Origin of the sequence: Paenibacillus puerhi, from assembly GCF_009846885.1 — a bacterium.
GTDB classification, from domain to species: Bacteria; Bacillota; Bacilli; order Paenibacillales; family NBRC-103111; genus Paenibacillus_G; species Paenibacillus_G puerhi.
Genome location: NZ_WUWM01000017.1, coordinates 14,259 through 32,013, shown reverse-complemented (window position 1 = coordinate 32,013; position 17,755 = coordinate 14,259). Strand labels below are relative to the sequence as shown.

General features: G+C 56.0%; 14 protein-coding genes. 9 read left to right on the top strand and 5 right to left on the bottom strand.

What is annotated here, in order from left to right:
- Positions 1–328: 328 nt before the first annotated feature.
- The 3 genes from infC to rplT are packed head-to-tail and all read left to right on the top strand — an operon-like array spanning position 329 to position 1,478.
- Positions 329–829 carry a translation initiation factor IF-3 gene (infC, locus tag GSF01_RS16300; protein WP_159885845.1) on the top strand — a complete coding sequence of 167 codons (501 nt, stop codon included), beginning with the start codon at positions 329–331 and terminating at the stop codon, positions 827–829.
- Between the two features lie 26 nt (positions 830–855).
- Positions 856–1,059 carry a 50S ribosomal protein L35 gene (gene rpmI, locus GSF01_RS16295; RefSeq protein WP_072331093.1) on the top strand — a complete coding sequence of 68 codons (204 nt, stop codon included), beginning with the start codon at positions 856–858 and terminating at the stop codon, positions 1,057–1,059.
- Positions 1,060–1,118: 59 nt separating this feature from the next.
- A complete protein-coding gene (gene rplT, locus GSF01_RS16290) occupies positions 1,119–1,478 on the top strand; it encodes a 50S ribosomal protein L20 (protein WP_159885844.1) in 360 nt (119 codons plus the stop codon).
- 68 nt (positions 1,479–1,546) lie between these two features.
- On the opposite strand, the gene GSF01_RS16285 is transcribed toward rplT, so the two are convergent.
- The gene (locus GSF01_RS16285; protein WP_159885843.1) at positions 1,547–2,671 is read right to left on the bottom strand and encodes a metallophosphoesterase family protein; all 1,125 of its coding nucleotides are present in this window, start codon (positions 2,669–2,671) and stop codon (positions 1,547–1,549) included.
- Positions 2,672–2,701: 30 nt separating this feature from the next.
- Positions 2,702–2,887 (bottom strand): hypothetical protein, encoded by a 186-nt coding sequence (locus GSF01_RS16280; protein ID WP_159885842.1) that lies wholly within the window; start codon positions 2,885–2,887, stop codon positions 2,702–2,704.
- A 444-nt stretch (positions 2,888–3,331) separates the two neighbouring features.
- Here GSF01_RS16280 and ilvB point away from each other — a divergent pair, with 444 nt between their 5' ends.
- From ilvB to GSF01_RS16255, 5 genes are all read left to right on the top strand, one after another.
- The gene (ilvB, locus tag GSF01_RS16275) at positions 3,332–5,074 is read left to right on the top strand and encodes a biosynthetic-type acetolactate synthase large subunit (RefSeq protein WP_159885840.1); all 1,743 of its coding nucleotides are present in this window, start codon (positions 3,332–3,334) and stop codon (positions 5,072–5,074) included.
- Entirely contained in the window at positions 5,071–5,553 is a 483-nt protein-coding gene (gene ilvN, locus GSF01_RS16270; protein ID WP_159885838.1) for an acetolactate synthase small subunit, read from the top strand. The genes ilvB and ilvN overlap by 4 nt, the downstream gene beginning before the upstream one ends.
- Positions 5,554–5,748: 195 nt before the next feature.
- Positions 5,749–6,741, top strand: a complete 993-nt coding sequence (ilvC, locus tag GSF01_RS16265; protein ID WP_159885836.1) for a ketol-acid reductoisomerase — start codon at positions 5,749–5,751, stop codon at positions 6,739–6,741.
- Between the two features lie 166 nt (positions 6,742–6,907).
- Positions 6,908–8,455: a 2-isopropylmalate synthase gene (locus GSF01_RS16260; RefSeq protein WP_159885834.1), complete on the top strand. Its 1,548-nt coding sequence runs from the start codon at positions 6,908–6,910 to the stop codon at positions 8,453–8,455.
- Positions 8,456–8,886: 431 nt separating this feature from the next.
- The gene (locus GSF01_RS16255; RefSeq protein WP_201305416.1) at positions 8,887–11,430 is read left to right on the top strand and encodes an alpha-amylase family glycosyl hydrolase; all 2,544 of its coding nucleotides are present in this window, start codon (positions 8,887–8,889) and stop codon (positions 11,428–11,430) included.
- 94 nt (positions 11,431–11,524) lie between these two features.
- Here the strand turns inward: GSF01_RS16255 and GSF01_RS16250 are convergent, their stop codons facing one another.
- The 3 genes from GSF01_RS16250 to GSF01_RS16240 all read right to left on the bottom strand — a co-directional run bounded on the left by GSF01_RS16250 (position 11,525) and on the right by GSF01_RS16240 (position 15,968).
- Positions 11,525–12,565, bottom strand: coding sequence for a LacI family DNA-binding transcriptional regulator (locus tag GSF01_RS16250; RefSeq protein ID WP_159885832.1), 1,041 nt, complete (start codon positions 12,563–12,565; stop codon positions 11,525–11,527).
- A gap of 268 nt (positions 12,566–12,833) precedes the next feature.
- Complete coding sequence (locus GSF01_RS16245; RefSeq protein WP_159885830.1) at positions 12,834–14,039, bottom strand: aminotransferase-like domain-containing protein; 1,206 nt, start codon at positions 14,037–14,039, stop codon at positions 12,834–12,836.
- Between the two features lie 180 nt (positions 14,040–14,219).
- Positions 14,220–15,968, bottom strand: a complete 1,749-nt coding sequence (locus tag GSF01_RS16240; RefSeq protein ID WP_159885828.1) for a YcdB/YcdC domain-containing protein — start codon at positions 15,966–15,968, stop codon at positions 14,220–14,222.
- A gap of 692 nt (positions 15,969–16,660) precedes the next feature.
- Between GSF01_RS16240 and leuB the strand changes: the two genes are divergently transcribed.
- Positions 16,661–17,740 carry a 3-isopropylmalate dehydrogenase gene (leuB, locus tag GSF01_RS16235; protein ID WP_159885826.1) on the top strand — a complete coding sequence of 360 codons (1,080 nt, stop codon included), beginning with the start codon at positions 16,661–16,663 and terminating at the stop codon, positions 17,738–17,740.
- Positions 17,741–17,755: the final 15 nt, after the last annotated feature.

Here is a 17,755-nt window from a genome sequence, read left to right as displayed (position 1 = left end):
AACAGTTGACTTTGCACATGCGCCTATGCTATATTGATTTGGTGCATAAGAAGAAGCGCCCGCTTCTCACCTGCCCGACTGAGGTTGGCTGGTTATGATTGAGAGTGAATGACACGGAATGAGGGATACCCCCGGTTTGCCGACGGGTGCCTTTGGATCATTCGTCACTTGAACCTAAACCGACGTGGGCGCTAGCGCCTACGTCTTTTTTGTGGATCGGGAAGCTTAGGCTGTAGCGTTCGCTGCCGATCCACCTTGACAATAACGGCATGTCTCCCTAGAGGAGACACCATACCTTTGGAGGTGGCAGGTTATCAGTACAGAGCACATGATTAATGATGAGATTCGGGTGAAGGAAGTTCGTTTGATTGGAGCAGATGGAGAGCAGCTGGGCATCAAGCCGATTCGCGAAGCGCTGCAGCTCGCGCAGGATATGAATTTGGACTTGGTGAACGTCGCTCCTACGGCGAAGCCGCCTGTTTGCCGCGTGATGGACTATGGTAAATTCCGCTACGAATCGCAAAAGAAAGAAAAGGAAGCCCGCAAAAACCAGAAGGTCGTAGAACTCAAGGAAATCCGTCTTAGCGCTACGATCGACGAGCATGACTTCCAAACCAAGCTGCGCAATGTGACGAAGTTCCTGAACGAAGGCGATAAAGTGAAGTTGTCCGTCCGCTTCCGCGGCCGTGAGATCGCACATGCCTCGATCGGTCAGCGTCAATTGGAGCGTATGGCAGCTGAAGTCGAAGAGCTGTGCGTCGTTGAGCGGAGACCGAAGCTGGAAGGCCGGAGCATGATCATGATTCTGGCTCCCAAACAACAGCAATAACTTCATTCTTTAAGGAGGAACACCCCATGCCAAAAATGAAAACACACAGCAGCTTGAAAGACCGTTTCAAAATTACAGGTACCGGTAAAGTAAAACGGTATAAAGCATACAAAAATCACCTGCTGTCCGGCAAATCCGGCCGTCAAAAGCGCGTGCTTGCTACAAACCCTGTTATGGCTCCTGGCGATGTTAATCGTCTGAAGCAGCAGCTGGCTAACATCAAAGGCTAGTATTCTAGACCGGATCGATTTCGGTTATTCCTACACAACATTCTTGGAGGTAGATCGTCATGGCAAGAGTAAAGGGCGGCTTTATCCGCACTCGTCGTCGTAAGAAAATTTTGAAGCTTGCTAAAGGTTACTTTGGCTCGAAGCATAGATTATTTAAAACAGCAAAAGAACAGGTAATGAAATCCCTGCTCTATGCATACCGTGACCGCCGTCAAAAGAAACGCGACTTCCGCAAATTGTGGATCGTCCGTATCAACGCGGCAGCTCGCCAAAACGGCCTGTCCTACAGCAAGCTGATGCATGGCCTCAGACTTGCAGGCGTGGAAGTAAACCGCAAGATGCTTGCTGACCTCGCTGTCAACGACATCAACGCGTTCAACTCCCTGGCTGATGCAGCTAAGCAAAAAGTAAACGCCTAGTACGGCGTTCGCATTTCAAAGCCCAACCTGTCCGCACCTTGTGCGTGACCCGGTTGGGCTTTTTTGGCCTAGCGCTTCTGGGGGCCGGTCGGTATAACGAACTGCGCCTCCGGTATCCAGCGCTGCCGGTGAAAGTCGCGGCCCTTGATTTCTACCCGATCGTCATACACCTCTACGTAGAGCCCCTCGCTTTCGTCAGGCCCCGCGGGCTTCTCGCCTTCCGGACCGTGATCGGTCAGCGGCTCATCGACAGACGAGGAGTTGATCATCGTGAAGCCGTCGCGCACGAGCGTGTTCGGCAGCTTCAGTTCCCAGTGGGTATGGCCCGAGAAGAAGAAGACTTGAGGGTACTGGGTTAGGATTGATTTTAATTGTTCGTGTTGAATCACCGCCCGGGTATTCAAGTAGTATTGACTGCCTGCTACCGTATAAGGCAGCGGCTGGTGAAGAAAGACGAAGATGGGCTGATCGGCGGCTTGGCTTCCGGCGGCCTGCTTAAGCTCGCGGTTCAGCCAATCGAGCTGGGCCTGGGACAAGTAGGCATCCTCGCCGTTGTTAGGGTTCGATTGCCTGTACTGCTCCGAACCAAGGAAAATAAAACGGTGATCACGAATCGTTCTGGCATAGTAAAGCTTGTCCCCTCCCGTGAACTGCAGGAAGCGTTCGATGGAAGCCGCATCCGTCTCGTTGTTGGGAAAGGCGCTCTTCCGGTAGTTCCCAGTATCGTCCATCCAGGCTTTATAAAACTCATGGTTGCCTATGGTGAACCATACGTCGTCAGGCAAGGGGGCTTTGTCGAGCAGCGACTGCAGCTTGCTGTAGTCGGCCGGCATGCCATTCGTTAAGTCTCCGTTAATGATCAGAGCGTCGGCCTTCGGATTAACGGCATGCAGATCGGTCAAAGCGGCTGACAGCTTGCGCTGGGAGTCCTTATCGGAAGCTTCGACGTGAATGTCGCTCAGCACGGAGAACGTTAGCACGGGCTGGCCGGTGGCCTCGGCAGGCCCGAGGGCATCGTCTTGTATAGATGCGGCTGGAACAGCCGTGGCGGTCGATACGGTGCCCGGCGACTTGCCCCCAGAGGGCGCTTGTATGGCTTCAGTCGCCGGAGCTCTTGAGGCATCGGGCGCATTCGTCGGCGAGCCCACGATGAGAAGCGGGAAAGCCAATAAGACGAGTAACAGCTTATGCATCTGTATCACTCCTTGTGTAGCGGAAATACGTTATAGATTGAGTGCGGTCAAGGAATAGGAGGTCCGGGACGGCTTGTCCATCCGAATATAGTGTTCCTTTTTGTTCCAGACGTATGTAAGCTTTACCCGGTTCGTCCGGAAATGACACATGACAGGCCGCGGATAGGAGCGGTCAGCGAAGGATTCGGGATGCCCAAGCCGCCCAGGCGAATTCATGACAAGCCCCTCGTTCCCCCTTGACGTAGGATTCGATTCGTCATATAATACTTAAAAAGCAAGTTCAACAGTTAACGGCTATGAAGAGGACGAAGTGTTAAGGGCCCTTGTGTTCAGAGAGCATTCGGAGTTGCTGAAACCAATGCCACAATCCCTTGTCTACGAGCTCACCTCGGAGCTGTTTTCCTGAAAAGTACGGTTTGAATCGCCGTGGTTAGTAGGGAGAATCGGATTGGCACACGTTAAAGTGCCTAAGGTAAGTGCAACGTTTGCTAGCGACGTTCGTTACCTCTTAAGGTTATTTGCTGTGAGGCATTTAACAAATTCTGGGTGGTACCACGGAAGATCAACCCCTTTCGTCCCGCAGACGCTTATACGGCGTCTGGGATGAAGGGGGTTTTTTGCATAGGTTAGCGTTGGATGATTTGAGAGGAGGACATGAACATGATCGTTCAAACCAAACAAAAGTCCAAAGAGCAGCTTCGAGAGGAGCTATTGAAACCGGATGTGATTACCGGTTCGGAGATTCTGCTCCGCAGCTTGCTGCTGGAGGATGTGGATTGCGTCTTTGGTTACCCCGGCGGAGCGGTTCTATATATTTACGATGCCATGCACGGCAATCCTGATTTCAACCACTTGCTGACGCGGCATGAGCAAGGAGCCATTCATGCGGCGGACGGGTACGCCCGGTCGACAGGCAAGACGGGCGTTTGTATTGCGACCAGCGGACCCGGAGCGACAAATCTGGTGACCGGTATCGCGACAGCGTACATGGACTCGGTGCCGCTCGTAGTCATTACGGGCAACGTAGCGACATCGGTGATCGGAACGGATGCCTTCCAGGAGGCGGACATTACCGGCATCACGATGCCGATTACGAAGCACAGTTATCTGGTGCGCGACGTGAAGGATTTGAGCCGTACGATCAAAGAGGCGTTCCATATTGCCTCGACAGGACGCAAAGGGCCGGTCCTGATTGATATTCCGAAGGATGTCTCCAATGCCCTGGCTGCGTTCCACTATCCTGACAAGGTGGATATCCGCGGCTATCACCCGACGGTCAGCCCGAACAAGCTGCAGGTCGAGCGGATGCTGGAGGCGATCGCCGAAAGCGAACGTCCCATGATTATCGCCGGCGGCGGCGTCGTCTACGCAGGAGCCTCGGAGGAATTGATGGAATTCGTCGAGAAAACGCGGATTCCGGTTGCAACTACGCTGCTCGGCCTGGGCGGATTCCCGAGCGCGAGCGATCTGTGGCTCGGCATGCCGGGCATGCACGGTACCTACGCGGCGAATATGGCGCTGCAAAATTGCGATCTGCTGATCGGGATCGGCGCGCGCTTCGACGACCGGGTGACGATGAAGGTGGACGGCTTCGCGCCGAAGGCCAAGAAGATTGTTCACATCGACGTCGACCCGGCAGAGATCGGCAAGATCGTCGCTACCGCGATTCCGGTCGTTGGCGACATCAAGAACGTGCTGGAGCTGGCCAACCAGAAGGCGAAGCCTGCGAAGTCCGAGAGCTGGATCGCCGAGGTACAGGATCTTAAGCGCAACAACCCGCTGCGCTATGTGGATTCCGATACCGAGCTGAAGCCGCAGTACGTGATCGAGATGATTCATGAGACGACGAACGGCGATGCGATCGTCACGACGGATGTCGGGCAGCATCAGATGTGGGCGGCCCAGTTCTACAAGTTCAACAAGCCGCGCTCCTGGATTACATCCGGCGGTCTCGGGACGATGGGCTTCGGCTTCCCGTCTGCGATCGGAGCGCAAGTGGCGAACCCGGATCGGCTGGTTGTGTCGATTAACGGTGACGGCGGCATGCAGATGTGCTCGCAGGAGCTGGCGATCTGTGCGATCAACCAAATTCCGGTGAAGATTGTCGTGATTAACAACCAGGTGCTCGGGATGGTGCGCCAATGGCAGGAGATCATCTACGACAACCGCTACAGCCATATCGATCTGGCGGGCAGCCCCGACTTCGTGAAGCTGGCTGAAGCTTACGGCGTGAAGGGACTTCGCGCCACGAACAAGGAAGAAGCCGGCCGCGTCTGGCAGGAGGCGCTCGATACCCCGGGTCCGGTTCTCGTCGAATTCGTCGTTCGGAAGAACGAGAACGTGTTCCCGATGGTCACGCAGGGCTCGACGATAGACCAAATGTTATTGGGGGAATCGGAATGAACGACAAACACACCATCTCCGTTTTGGTAAACAACCAGCCCGGTGTACTGCAGCGTGTGTCCGGCCTCTTCGGCCGCCGGGGCTTCAATATTGAAAGTATTACCGTGGGGGAGTCCGAGGAAAAGGGTCTTTCGCGCATGGTTATCGTGACGAGCGGAGACGATAAGACGCTTGAGCAGGTATCGAAGCAGCTGTATAAGCTGATCGACGTCATCAAGGTCGTCGACCTCAGCTCGAACCCGATGGTCGCCCGGGAGCTCGCATTGATCAAGGTCAGTGCCGAGCCGGGGATGCGTCCGGAAATTCTCGGCGTCGTCGAGACGTTCCGCGCCGCAGTAGTCGATATCGGGCCAAGCTCCTTGATTGTGCAGGTCGTCGGGGATTCCGACAAGATCGACGCGATGACGGAGCTGCTTAAGCCTTACGGCATCAAGGAGTTGTCGCGTACAGGCGTGACGGCGATGGTCCGCGGCAAGTAAGAGCAACAAACCGCCTCGAGTCTGACGGAACGAGGGCGGTCCGTACTTGGAATACATGCAAAGGCAGTGATCCAGGTGAGCGGGTGCTCAGGCGTATGACCTTGCAGGCGGCGAGGTTAGGGCAAGAGCGGCCGGCAGGTGGTGCATGTGAGCACCCGCTCACAGGGTTTAACTTAAAGGAGGAGCTATTATACCATGGCAGTAACAACTTATTATGAAAAAGATGCAGATCTGAATGTTCTGAAAGGCAAAACTATCGCAATCATCGGTTATGGCAGCCAAGGCCACGCTCAAGCGCAAAACCTGCGTGACAGCGGTGTGAAGGTTGTTATCGGTCTTCGCGAAGGCAAGTCCTTCCAACAAGCGAAAAACGACGGCTTCGATGTTTATTCCGTAGCGGAAGCTACAAAACTGGCTGATATCGTACAAATCCTGATGCCAGACGAAACGCAAGCCCGCGTCTATAAGAGCGAAATCGAACCGAACCTGAAGCATGGCGCAGCGATCATGTTCTCCCACGGCTTCAACGTTCACTTCGGCCAAATCAATCCGTCCGCGGACAAAGACGTGTTCCTGGTTGCTCCTAAGTCCCCGGGTCACATGGTTCGTCGCGTATACGTGGAAGGCTTCGGCGTTCCCGGCCTGATTGCTATCCACCAGGATGCAAGCGGTCAAGCGAAAGAACTGGGTCTTGCTTATGCGAAAGGTATCGGCTGCACACGCGCAGGCGTTATCGAAACGTCCTTCCGTGAAGAAACCGAAACGGATCTGTTCGGCGAGCAAGCCGTACTGTGCGGCGGCGCGTCCGCGCTCGTTAAAGCAGGTTTCGAAACGCTGGTTGAAGCCGGCTACGCTCCAGAAATGGCTTACTTCGAGTGTCTGCACGAGCTGAAGCTGATCGTCGACCTGATGTACGAAGGCGGCTTGGCTACGATGAGACATTCGATCTCCAACACGGCTGAGTACGGCGACTATGTAACAGGTCCTCGTATCATCACCGAAGAAACGAAGAAAGAAATGAAACGCGTGCTGTCCGACATCCAACAAGGTAAATTCGCGCGCGACTTCATCTTGGAAAACCAATCCGGCAATGCCTTCATGACGGCAACCCGCCGCCTGGAATCCGAGCATCCGCTGGAGCAAGTCGGTTCCCAGCTGCGTGAAATGATGCACTGGATCAAGAAGTAATCGATCCGCTGATGCGGGTTAGCTTTTCATTTGGCATGAAGGTCGGCTTGACGACGTTAGCCAGGCCGGACCGGGAAACCGGGCCGGACCTGTCCGTTTTCGAGCCGTACCTTTTTGTGCTTTAAAGCATGAGTTAAATCTACGGCAAAGCGCAGGTGAGACCGGCATGAGAAAAATTTATGTATTCGATACGTCGCTTCGCGATGGCGAGCAATCCCCGGGCGTTAACCTGAATATTCAGGAGAAGGTGGAGATCGGGCTGCAGCTGGAGAAGCTGGGTGTAGACCGCATCGAAGCAGGATTCCCTGCTGCATCTCCAGGCGATCTGGCAGCGGTAAATGCGGTAGCGCGGGCAGTCAAGAACGCCTCCATCATCGGCCTGTCCCGTTCCCGCGAACAGGATATCGAAGCGGTGCGCGAGGCGCTCAAGGGAGCCGAGGATCCTTGTATCCATCTCTTCCTTGCAACGAGCCCGATTCACCGCAAGCACAAGCTGCGGATGGAGAAGCATCAGGTGCTTGAAGCGGCTGCAGCGGCTATCACGTACGCGAAGAAGTATTTCAGCAAGATCGAATTTTCGGCAGAGGATGCAGGCCGGACCGAGCTGGACTTCCTTTGCGAGGTGACCGAGCTTGCGATCCGCTCGGGCGCAACGGTCGTGAATATTCCGGATACGGTCGGATATTTGACGCCGTATGAGTACGGGAATATTTTCAAGACCCTCAAGGAAAAGGTGCCGGGTGTCGAGAAGATCCAGCTTAGCGCGCACTGCCACGATGATCTGGGGATGGCGACGGTGAATGCGCTGGCGGCGATTCTGAACGGGGCCGATCAGATCGAAGGTACGATCAACGGCATCGGCGAGCGCGCCGGCAACACGGCCATCGAGGAAGTGGCGATGGCGCTCGAGACGCGCCAGGATTATTTCCAGGCCAAGACGTCGCTGACGTTGTCCGAGATTGCCCGCACGAGCCGATTGGTCAGCAAGCTGACCGGTATGCCTGTACCCGGCAACAAGGCGATCGTCGGCGCCAACGCCTTCGCCCACGAGTCCGGCATTCACCAGGACGGCGTGCTGAAGGAGAAGACGACCTACGAGATCATGTCGCCGGAGAAGATCGGCCTGAAGGGCGGCAAGCTGCCGCTGGGCAAGCTGTCCGGACGCCATGCGTTCCGCGAGAAGCTGATCGAGCTCGGTTACACGCTGCCGGATGAGCAGGTTAACGCTGCCTTCGGCAAGTTCAAGGATCTCGCCGATAAGAAGAAGCAGGTATCCGATGAGGATATCCTCGCCTTGATCGAAGAGAAGCTGATCGAGACGCCGGAGGTATTCGCGCTGGAGACGATCCAGGTCTCGTACGGCAACCAGTCCACGCCGACGGCGAGCGTGCGTATCCGTACCCTGGACGGCCAGACGCTCGACGAAGCGGCTGTCGGCAATGGCTCGGTCGATGCGATCTACAACGCGATCGATAAGGCGACCCGCGAGGAAGTCGAGCTCGATGACTACTCCATCCAGTCCGTCACTCACGGCAAGGATGCGCTTGGCGAGGTGCACGTCGTGCTGAAGCAGGGCGATTACGCGGTTCAAGGCCGCGGCGTCAGCACGGATATTCTTGAAGCGAGCGCGCGCGCGTATGTGGATGCCGTGAACCGGCTGATCGACAAGCGGAAGACGCCAGCCCGAGGCCGCGATAACGTGCCGTCGATCTAACCAGGCTGCAAAGCGTAAAGCCCCGAAACTCCCCCCAGGGAGGGTCGGGGCTTTTAGCCGTTCGCAGCGCCGGCGCGAGCGTTTCCCGCATGAACCCATCATTCGAGCGGATTCAGCAAGTTTCGAACCCGGGCCCCTACCGAAGCCCTATTTATGCGCGGAGCGATTGACAATTCAGTAGGGGCGTGATAATTTTGAAAGGGAAACCGGTTTCCTAAATTTGGCATCGTCAGGATCAGGCGCTGTCTCTTCTCCATGATTCAGCACGCTTCAACATGTGCCCCTTGCTTTCCCTACGGCTATCATTCGCCGAGTGGAGCAACGGCGCACGCTCGCTGGCTTGCCCGTCCTTATCACCCACGCTAAACAACAACGAACGGCAGTCTGCTTAAGCAGGTATTCCCCATTTTCCAAAACAGAGGAGGAAGATTGTGCGTCCTACCAAGCGTATTACATGGCTGCTGATTGCTGCGCTCTTTTTGTCCATTTGTGCAAACGTTTTACTCCTTCCCCCGAAGCCCGCTCAAGCGGCCAGTATCGGGACGGTGGATGAAAACGACACCATCTATCAGATTATGGTCGACCGCTTCCACGACGGCGATCCGACGAACAATGCGACCGGAGCGGCTATTCGCTATGGCGAAAACTCCGAGGACGATTTCCGCTACATGAAGGGCGGGGATTGGCAGGGTGTGATCGATAAGCTGTCTTATATCAAAAATATGGGCTACACCGCCATCTGGATCTCGCCGGTGGCCGAGCCGCAGCTCACCAGCCGCGATAACAACGGTTCGGGCAAAAATACGGCGTACCACGGGTACAATGTGAAGGACCCGAACAGCGCGAATCCTTATTTCGGAACGAAGGAGAAGCTGAAGGAGCTCGTCGACTCGGCACATGCGCTCGGCATAAAAGTCATCATCGACGTTGTTCCGAATCATGTCGGCGACTATATGCTGGGCACCCAGGCTTATTATGATATTCCGTCGCTTCAGCCGGCCGCCCCGTTCAACAATCCGTCGTGGTATCACCATAACGGGGACATCGACTGGTCACTTGTGGACGGCGTCTACACCCAGGCTGCCCAGGATTATATGGAGAACCATGATCTGGCTGGTCTCGACGACATAGACTTCGATGTGCCGGCGGCCAAGCAGGCGATATTCGACTCGATCAAGAACTGGTTCACCTATACAGGGGCAGATGGGGCGCGCGTGGATGCGGCCAAGCTGATGAAGCCGACGGATATCGGCGCTCTGCAAAACTACCTGGGGGTCAATACGTTCGGTGAGAATTTCGACGGCAATGCCGAGTTCGTATCCCGCTGGGTGGGGCCTAACAAGGAATGGGGGATGCTGGATTTCCCGCTTTTCTTCTCGGTTCTGAACAGCTTTGCTTACGGCCAGTCCTTTGACAGCCATGTGAAAAACACCTTCGCTCAAGATTCCTATTATGGCGGCAACGAGAACCATATGGTCACTTTCATCGACAATCATGACCGCAACCGCTTCCTGACAGAGGCGGGGGGCAATGTGCAGAAGCTTCAGAATGCCCTGACCTTCATCTTCGCCGCGCGCGGTCTTCCGGTCGTCTTCCAGGGAACGGAGCAGAATAAGGGCAACGGCAACGGTCAGATCATCACGGGAGGCATCGCCGATACGTGGAACCGCTGGTCGATGGTGAAGCGCGATGCAAGCGGCAATGTGATCCAAAACTACTTCAATGAGAACACCGATACCTATCAATACGTAGCCAAGCTGAACCAAATCCGTAAAATCTATGAGGCTCTTCGCAAAGGGAAGCAGCGGGAAATGTGGTCGGCGCAAAACCTGTATGCATTCTCCCGTCGCATCGACAGCGGAAGCCAAACCGGCCAAGAGGTTGTTGCCGTCTTCAGTAATGCGTCTAGCGGCACGCAGACCGTGACGATGCCTTTGCGGGCAGAGAGCACCCTTACGGCAGGAACCATATTGACGAACCAGCTGAATCCTTCCGATACGGTAACGGTACAGACGGGCGGTGTAACGGGCAAGCAGATTACGGTAAGTATCGGGGCCAACTCGGCCAAGCTGTATGCGAAGGCCTTGTCGGGTCCGGTCGATACCATAGCTCCGTCGGTACCTACAGGGGTGACTGCCGTCGCTGCAGGCGCGACCTCGATTCAGGTGAACTGGACGGCCTCGACGGATAATGTGGGGGTGACTGGTTACGAAGTTTACCGCAACGGGGTGAAGGTGGGCCAGACGGCTTCAACTTCCTATACGGATACGGGACTGGCCCCGGCTACCGAGTATGCCTATACGGTGAAGGCGTATGATGCGGCCGGCAACCTCTCCGGCTTCAGCGCGCCTCCCGTCCTTGCGACGACGCCGGCAGGCGGCAGTGTCACCATTTATTACAAAAACACAGCCTATGCGAACGCCTATATCCACTACAAGCTGGACGGCTCGACGACCTGGACGACACCCCCCGGGACAGCTCTTCAGGAATCCTCTTATGCGGGTTACAAAAGTGCGACGATCCCGCTCGGCAATGCTTCCGGTCTGACGGCCGCCTTTAACAACGGAAGCGGCGCTTGGGATAACAACGGAGGGGCCGATTATCATTTCGACAGCGGGGTCTGGAGCCTGGTAAATGGAAGCAAGACGGCAGGTGTTCCGCAGCCGGACAGCGTCACGCTTCAGGTGAGCGTTCCCGCGTCTACTCCGGCTAACGGCCCGGTATATGTATCCGGTACGTTCAATAGCTGGAACCCGGCCGACCCGGCCTATCAGCTGACGAAGGGTACCGATGGCGTATATGCGATTACTCTCAGCCTTCCGGCCGGCACTGCTGCTTCATACAAGCTGACACGAGGCAGCTGGGCGACAGTGGAGGTGAATGCGAACGGGACGGATCTGGCGAACCGGACGCTGACTCCTTCAGGGGGCGCCCAGAGCATCTCCGTGACGGTACAGCGCTGGAAGGATCAGTAACGAAAGAATGCGGTAGAGACCCGGCATGCCTATGGAGGGAGCCCCCGATCGGGGGCTCTCTCTTTGCAGTTGGTGCCTCTATTCCCGAGGCAAGCTATCCCGTCCTGCCGGGCGAACCGGAACGGTTGGTCGATTCACGGACGATCAGCTCGGGACTGAGCAGCAGGCTTCGATGGGAGCTGTCCGGTGTTCGAATCCGCTCCATCAGCATGTCTCCGGCGGTCGCGCCCAGTTGGAGCGTATCGATATGCAGGCTCGTCAGCGGAGGGCTGGTGTGAGGGGAGAAGGGATAATCGTCAAAGGTAGCGATGCCGAGCTGCCCCGGCACCGGGATACCGGCTTCCCGGGCCGTTTTCAGAGCCCCGAATGCCACATAGTTGTTCATGCAGAGCAGCGCATCCGGACGCGAGGCGCAATCTAGCTCGAGGAGGGCGGAGACGGAACGGCAGCCTTGCGATTCATCCGAGGGTCCGCTCACGTTATGGGCTTCGTTCGGCTGCAATCCGGCTTGGCGAAGCGTATGCGCATACCCCTGGAACCGCTTCTCGAAAAGACGCTCTCCGCGTTCTCCTCCAATGAAGGCAATCTTGCGATATCCCTGTGTAAGCAGATGCTCGGTCAGCATACAGCCGCCTTCCCTGTTGTCATAATCGACCCAGGTGGATGGAGCGCTTGGATATTCGCCCATCACGACAAACGGAAATCGGAGCTCGTTCAGCTTATGGGCGATATCGTCGGTCATGATCGCATTGTTGGCGATGAGCCCGTCGATCCGGCGACTGAGCACAAGTCTTTTAAGGAAATGGGTTTCAGGGCCGCCGTCATGGATACTGGACAAGGTAAGCTCGTATTTGAGCGGACCGGTGACGCTCTTGATGCCGACCATGATGTTGTAGAAGAAAGGGTTCATGTATTCGGTTTCCTTGGACATATCGATCAAAAGACCGAGGTTGAAGCTGCTTTGCTTGGCAAGCGTAGTGGCCAAGCTGCTCGGGGTATAGTTCATTTCCTTCATGACTGCCCGCACGCGCTGCTTGGTCTCCTCAGATATGCGAGGGGAATCGTTAATCACCTTGGATACGGTAGATTTCGCTACTTGGGCTGCATGGGCAATATCCTGTATTGTGATTTTCATCGCTCGGTTCCTTTCGCAGGAGAGATTAAGAAAACCGGTTTCCTAGCCTTACTATAGCTTACTCGGCATGCAGGGTAAACCGGTAAATTCATTTTTATTCGCTAACTCGGAAGTAGGAGCCGCAGTTTCTGGTCCGGACCGGCGGCAGGATGTGAGGAGGGGCGAGCTCCCGGGAGAGCGGCCAAACAAAAAGCCCGTGCTTTTCGGATGGCACATCCGGAAAGCGCGGGCGCTCTGCGTGAGGCGATTGACCTTTATTGCGAGAAGACTAAGACCGAACGGCTGCGGACTGGAACCGCTTGATCGCCCGATCCAGACGCTCGAAGGCGACCTTCATATCCTCGCTGTCCGTATGTGTGAAATTCAGACGCATCGTGTTGGTTTGCGGCTCGTCGGCGTAGAAGCTGGCGCCCGGTACGAACGCAACGCCTTCCTCGACCGCAAATTTCATCAGCTCGCTCGTATCGATATGTGCAGGCATCTCAACCCAAATGAACATCCCGCCCTTAGGCTTGAGCCAACGCACGCCTTCCCAGTTTTGCGCCTGAAGAAGGCCGATCATATCCCGCATCCTAAGCTCGTACTGCGTCCGGATCAGGTCGATATGGCCATAAATGTCGAAGTTCTCGAAGATCTCGTAGATCGCTTGCTGATCCATCGTGCTGGAATGAAGATCCGCCGCTTGCTTGGCGCGCGCCATATGACGGATCACCTCTTGATCGCCGACCACCCAGCCTGTACGCAGCGCAGGAGCTACGATCTTAGAAAAGGTACTCGTGTAAACGACCGGGTTGCCGTTCGCTTCGCCGCCTAGCGAGAAGATGGAAGGCAGAGGCTCGCCTCCGCCGAACCGGAGCTCGCCATAAGGATCGTCTTCCAGAATCAGCACGTTATTGCGTTTGCAAATATCAAGCGTGCTTTGGCGCCGTTCCAGACTCCACGCCTTGCCGGTCGGATTGGCGAAGGTCGGGATGACATAGATGAACTTGGGCTGGTGCTGCTTGATCTTGCGCTCCAGGTCCTCCGGGTTCATCCCGTCGGCATCTCCATCTACGGAGACCAGCTTCGCTTTGTGCGACTGGAACACCTGGATGGCGGCGAGGTACGTCGGCTTCTCCACGAGAATAACGTCGCCCGGATCGACGTAGATTTTGGTCAGCAGGTCGATGGCTTGCTGCGAGCCGGTCGTGAGCAGCATGTTGTCCACTCCGGCATGGATGCCTTTACGGGATAAGTGCTTGGAGATGCTTTCTCTCAGTGGGGTAAAGCCTTCGGTAAGGCCATACTGCAGCACGCCGTTGCCGCGCTCGAACACGCGGGCGAATGCATCGCGTACGGCATCCACCGGAAAGTACTGCTCATTGGGCAGGCCGCCCGCGAGCGAGATAATGGAACGTCCTTGCGTGAGCTTGAGAATCTCACGAACGGCGGAGGATTTGAAGCTGTCGATCGTCTCAGAGAAGCGATATTTCATCTGTTAGGACTCCTTTGGAGGTAATTAATAAATCGCCGTCGTTGTACGGCGTGGAAAGGTATTAACGTTATTTTAATCCTTTACCGCGCCGATGACAACCGGGAAAGTAGTCCGTCTATTACGCCGGGCTCAGCCGGAAAGCCTGGCTTTCGAATACTTGGGACGGCCCAGCCGGAAATGCTACGTGAGCCGCCTGCTCCCGATCCTTGCGCCGTTCATGGCGTCGATCCAGCGTATATCATCGCCGGAGCCGCGCTGAATGAGGCTGTAGAAGAGCTTGTAAGGGCGAGGGACGGTATCCGAGGCATAGTCCGGTTTCCATTCCAGCAGAAGCTCTGTTTCTTCCAAATAAATCCGCCGTGCCTGGTCAGCTGTAATGGCTGGTGCCGAAGGGACGGCCGCCAGTTCTTCGGGGCGCAGGTTAGGGCTCATGAGATGATCGATCAGCCCCGTGGTCCGGTTGACCACGACCCGGATATGCTCCATGGTCAATGCGATACCCCGATGGATGATGCGGAAGGAAAACGCCTCCGTGTCGGAATCCGGGTTTTCTTCTTGCTCTTGAAGCTGCAGGTAAGGCTCCATACCCGGATGGATGTCCGCCAGGAGATCGAGAGCAAGCTGAAGGCATTCGGGGCGTGTCAGCCTCAGCGGACCAGAACGCTCCTCGAAGCGCATGAGCGACAGAAGCCTGCCGGTTGCAGGCTCCACCTGCACCTTGATGGTCGACTCCGAGCGCTCCCGCATAAAGGCGCTTGCTGTGAGCTCGGCGTAACCGGCATCGGCCTTGCCCGGTTCTTCAGCCTTGCCGGCTTCCGCGACTCCATCGGCTGCTGTTTCCGTATGTCCTCCGTCAGCTCTTAACGGACCCATGGTCTCTGCTGTCCAGTCGCTTCTGCGCCAGACCATACCCAGCCTGTCGCCCATGTCAGCCTCGCGAAGCTTCACGTAGCAGGACGGATCAATGCCAGTCCAAGCCGCTATCCGCTCATCGGTATAGGCTAAAGTCTTGCCTGTAAGCGCCCGCTGAGGAACGGACAGCCAGAGCTCTTCCAACTCCTCGGGGTCCTGCTCTTCGCCGTTCCCTGCGTGCCCCTTCACCTGACGAGCCTCGCCTTCCTTCAATAGCTCGGTCTCATCCGCCGGGAAGCTGCGAGGCACCTGGAGAGGCTCGTAGACCAAGCGCAGGCCATACTCTTGAGCTGTATAGTAGCTGCCGATCTGGCACAGCTTCAGCTCCAACTCAAGGGTATCGTCGATCATCCGCCTTACCTGGTCGGGAGCTGCGATGCGGGCGGGGAGGACCGGCTCCGGCTGCTCGCCGTAATAGGTAAACCCGCATACTTCGCCGCTGCGATGAAGGTGTACCCGGAAGCCGGTACGCGGCAGCGGCAGTCCCATAGCCTGCTGGCCATACAGGAACGACCAGCCCTCGCGGGTTGGTCTGCTGCTGAGCAGCGCAAACCTTGCCAGCGCATCCGGCCGATGCAGACGAACGAACTGCTCCGCCTTCATCTGGTACTTGCCCGCAGCATGAGCCCCAGACACTCCCGACGCTCCGGACTTCTGAGCGGGGGGGTTGCCTTGCTCCTCCTCCTCATGCAGGTAGGCTTCGAGCCGGACTTCCTCCGTCTCGCTCTCCTTATCCACATCGCGGGAATAATCGAGCAGCAGGCCGTCTTCGGCCAGTTCAACTGCAATGCCATCCTCGCTGCCGGGCTTTATCCAGACGAACGTAACCTGCGCTTCTTGTCCGGCCTTCGGTTCCTTGTATTCGTCAATAGTCAGCCTGTATGAAGCCGGAATGGAAAATAAGGAGATGGCCTGCTCCCGCAAACGGAGGCGAAGCTGAGACCGGCGCTGGGCTTCACCTGCGGGCAAATGGGTATTGTCATCTTCATGAGTAAATAAACGGATTAAGTTATGCATGAGCATGCACCTCCATAAGGGTAAAGTAAGCATATGCACCTACAGGATGTCGTTGGAAATATTGAATAGATGTGCAGGATAGGAAAGGATTGGTAATCCGGCCTTCTTTACTTTACCATATCGAAGCGCTCCATATAAGTCTGGAGGTTGACTCGTAGAAAGTTCCCGAATTAACGTTACTTGTCCACCATCGGGATCGGCTAACGGACATGGCGGAGGTTGTCGATTCATTGTGAGTAACTGAGTTGAAACGTTCTGCTTTCGCTAACGGACCTCAGCGTCTCTATGTGCAGCATTTTCGCGATATTGAAAATCTAACGGACTCAGATGACGCTATTGGTGCATTTCCGCCCATTCTATGCGGTTTTGACGTAAGTAAGGTCGTCTGTGTCCGTTACAATTTGAACAGGCCCCATTTTTGTGAAATAGCGACTGTGGTGTCCGTTACGTTCAGCCTTTACTTAACAGCGCTGCCGTCCACAATGAATCGACAGCCTCATGCGTACTCTTAGCGGTTTCAAACGCCCAGAAAACCAAGAAATTGTCGCTCTAACGGTCCTCCAATATGTCCCTTACATGGCTTGCTTATAGGCATCAACTATGGAGACCATAGCTTTTATATCTTTGTAAACGCTCGGCAAGTATGGTATTAATGAGAGATGGAATCGATTACGAGTGGGAGTGAAGAACGCATGACAGACGTGAAAAAAATTGCCGTTATCGGCGGGGACGGCATCGGCCCCGAGGTTGTAGCGGAAGCGATCAAGGTAATGAAGAAGACGGAGGAGCTGTTCGGCTACCGTTTTGAATTTGAGCATGGCCTGTTCGGCGGCATCGCCATCGACGAGAAGGGCACTCCGCTGCCGCAGGAAACGCTGGAGCTTTGTAAAGGCGCGGATGCCGTACTGCTGGGAGCAGTCGGCGGTCCGAAGTGGGACAACAATCCGAAGGAGCTTCGTCCTGAAACGGGTCTGCTCGGTATCCGTAAGGCGCTCGGCCTGTTCTCCAACATTCGGCCTGCGAACGTCTTCGATTGTCTGAAGGATGCGTCGACGCTGAAGCCGGAAGTGCTGGAAGGCACGGACCTGATCGTCGTGCGCGAGCTGACGGGCGGCATTTACTTCGGCGAGAAGTTCCGCCGCGAAGGAGCGAACGGCGAGGAAGCGGTCGATACCTGCGCCTACAATGTGATGGAAGTAGAGCGTATTGTGCGTCAAGCGTTCGATATCGCCCGTACCCGCCGCAAGAAGCTGGCTTCGGTCGATAAGGCCAACGTGCTGGAAACCTCCCGCCTGTGGCGCGAAGTCGTGAACCGGATCGCTCCGGAATATCCGGATGTTGAGCTGGAGCACGTGCTGGTCGACAACTGCGCGATGCAGCTGCTGCGCCGTCCGGCGAGCTTCGACGTCATCGTCACCGAGAACATGTTCGGCGATATCCTGAGTGATGAGGCGGCGATGCTGACCGGATCGATCGGTATGCTGTCTTCCGCTTCGCTGGGCGAAGGCGCATTCGGCTTGTACGAGCCGGTACACGGCTCCGCACCTGATATCGCCGGACAAGGCATCTCCAACCCGATCGCTACGATTTTGTCCGTGGCGCTGATGTACCGTCTGACGTTCGGCTACCATGAGGCGGCTGATGCGATCGAACGCGCGGTTAAGGAAGTATTGGATGCAGGCCACCGTACAGGCGATATCGCTGTCGATAAGAGCAAGGCCATCGGCACGGTCGCTATGGGCGATCTGATCGTGAACGCTGTCCGCAAATAAGGCGAACGCATAAGC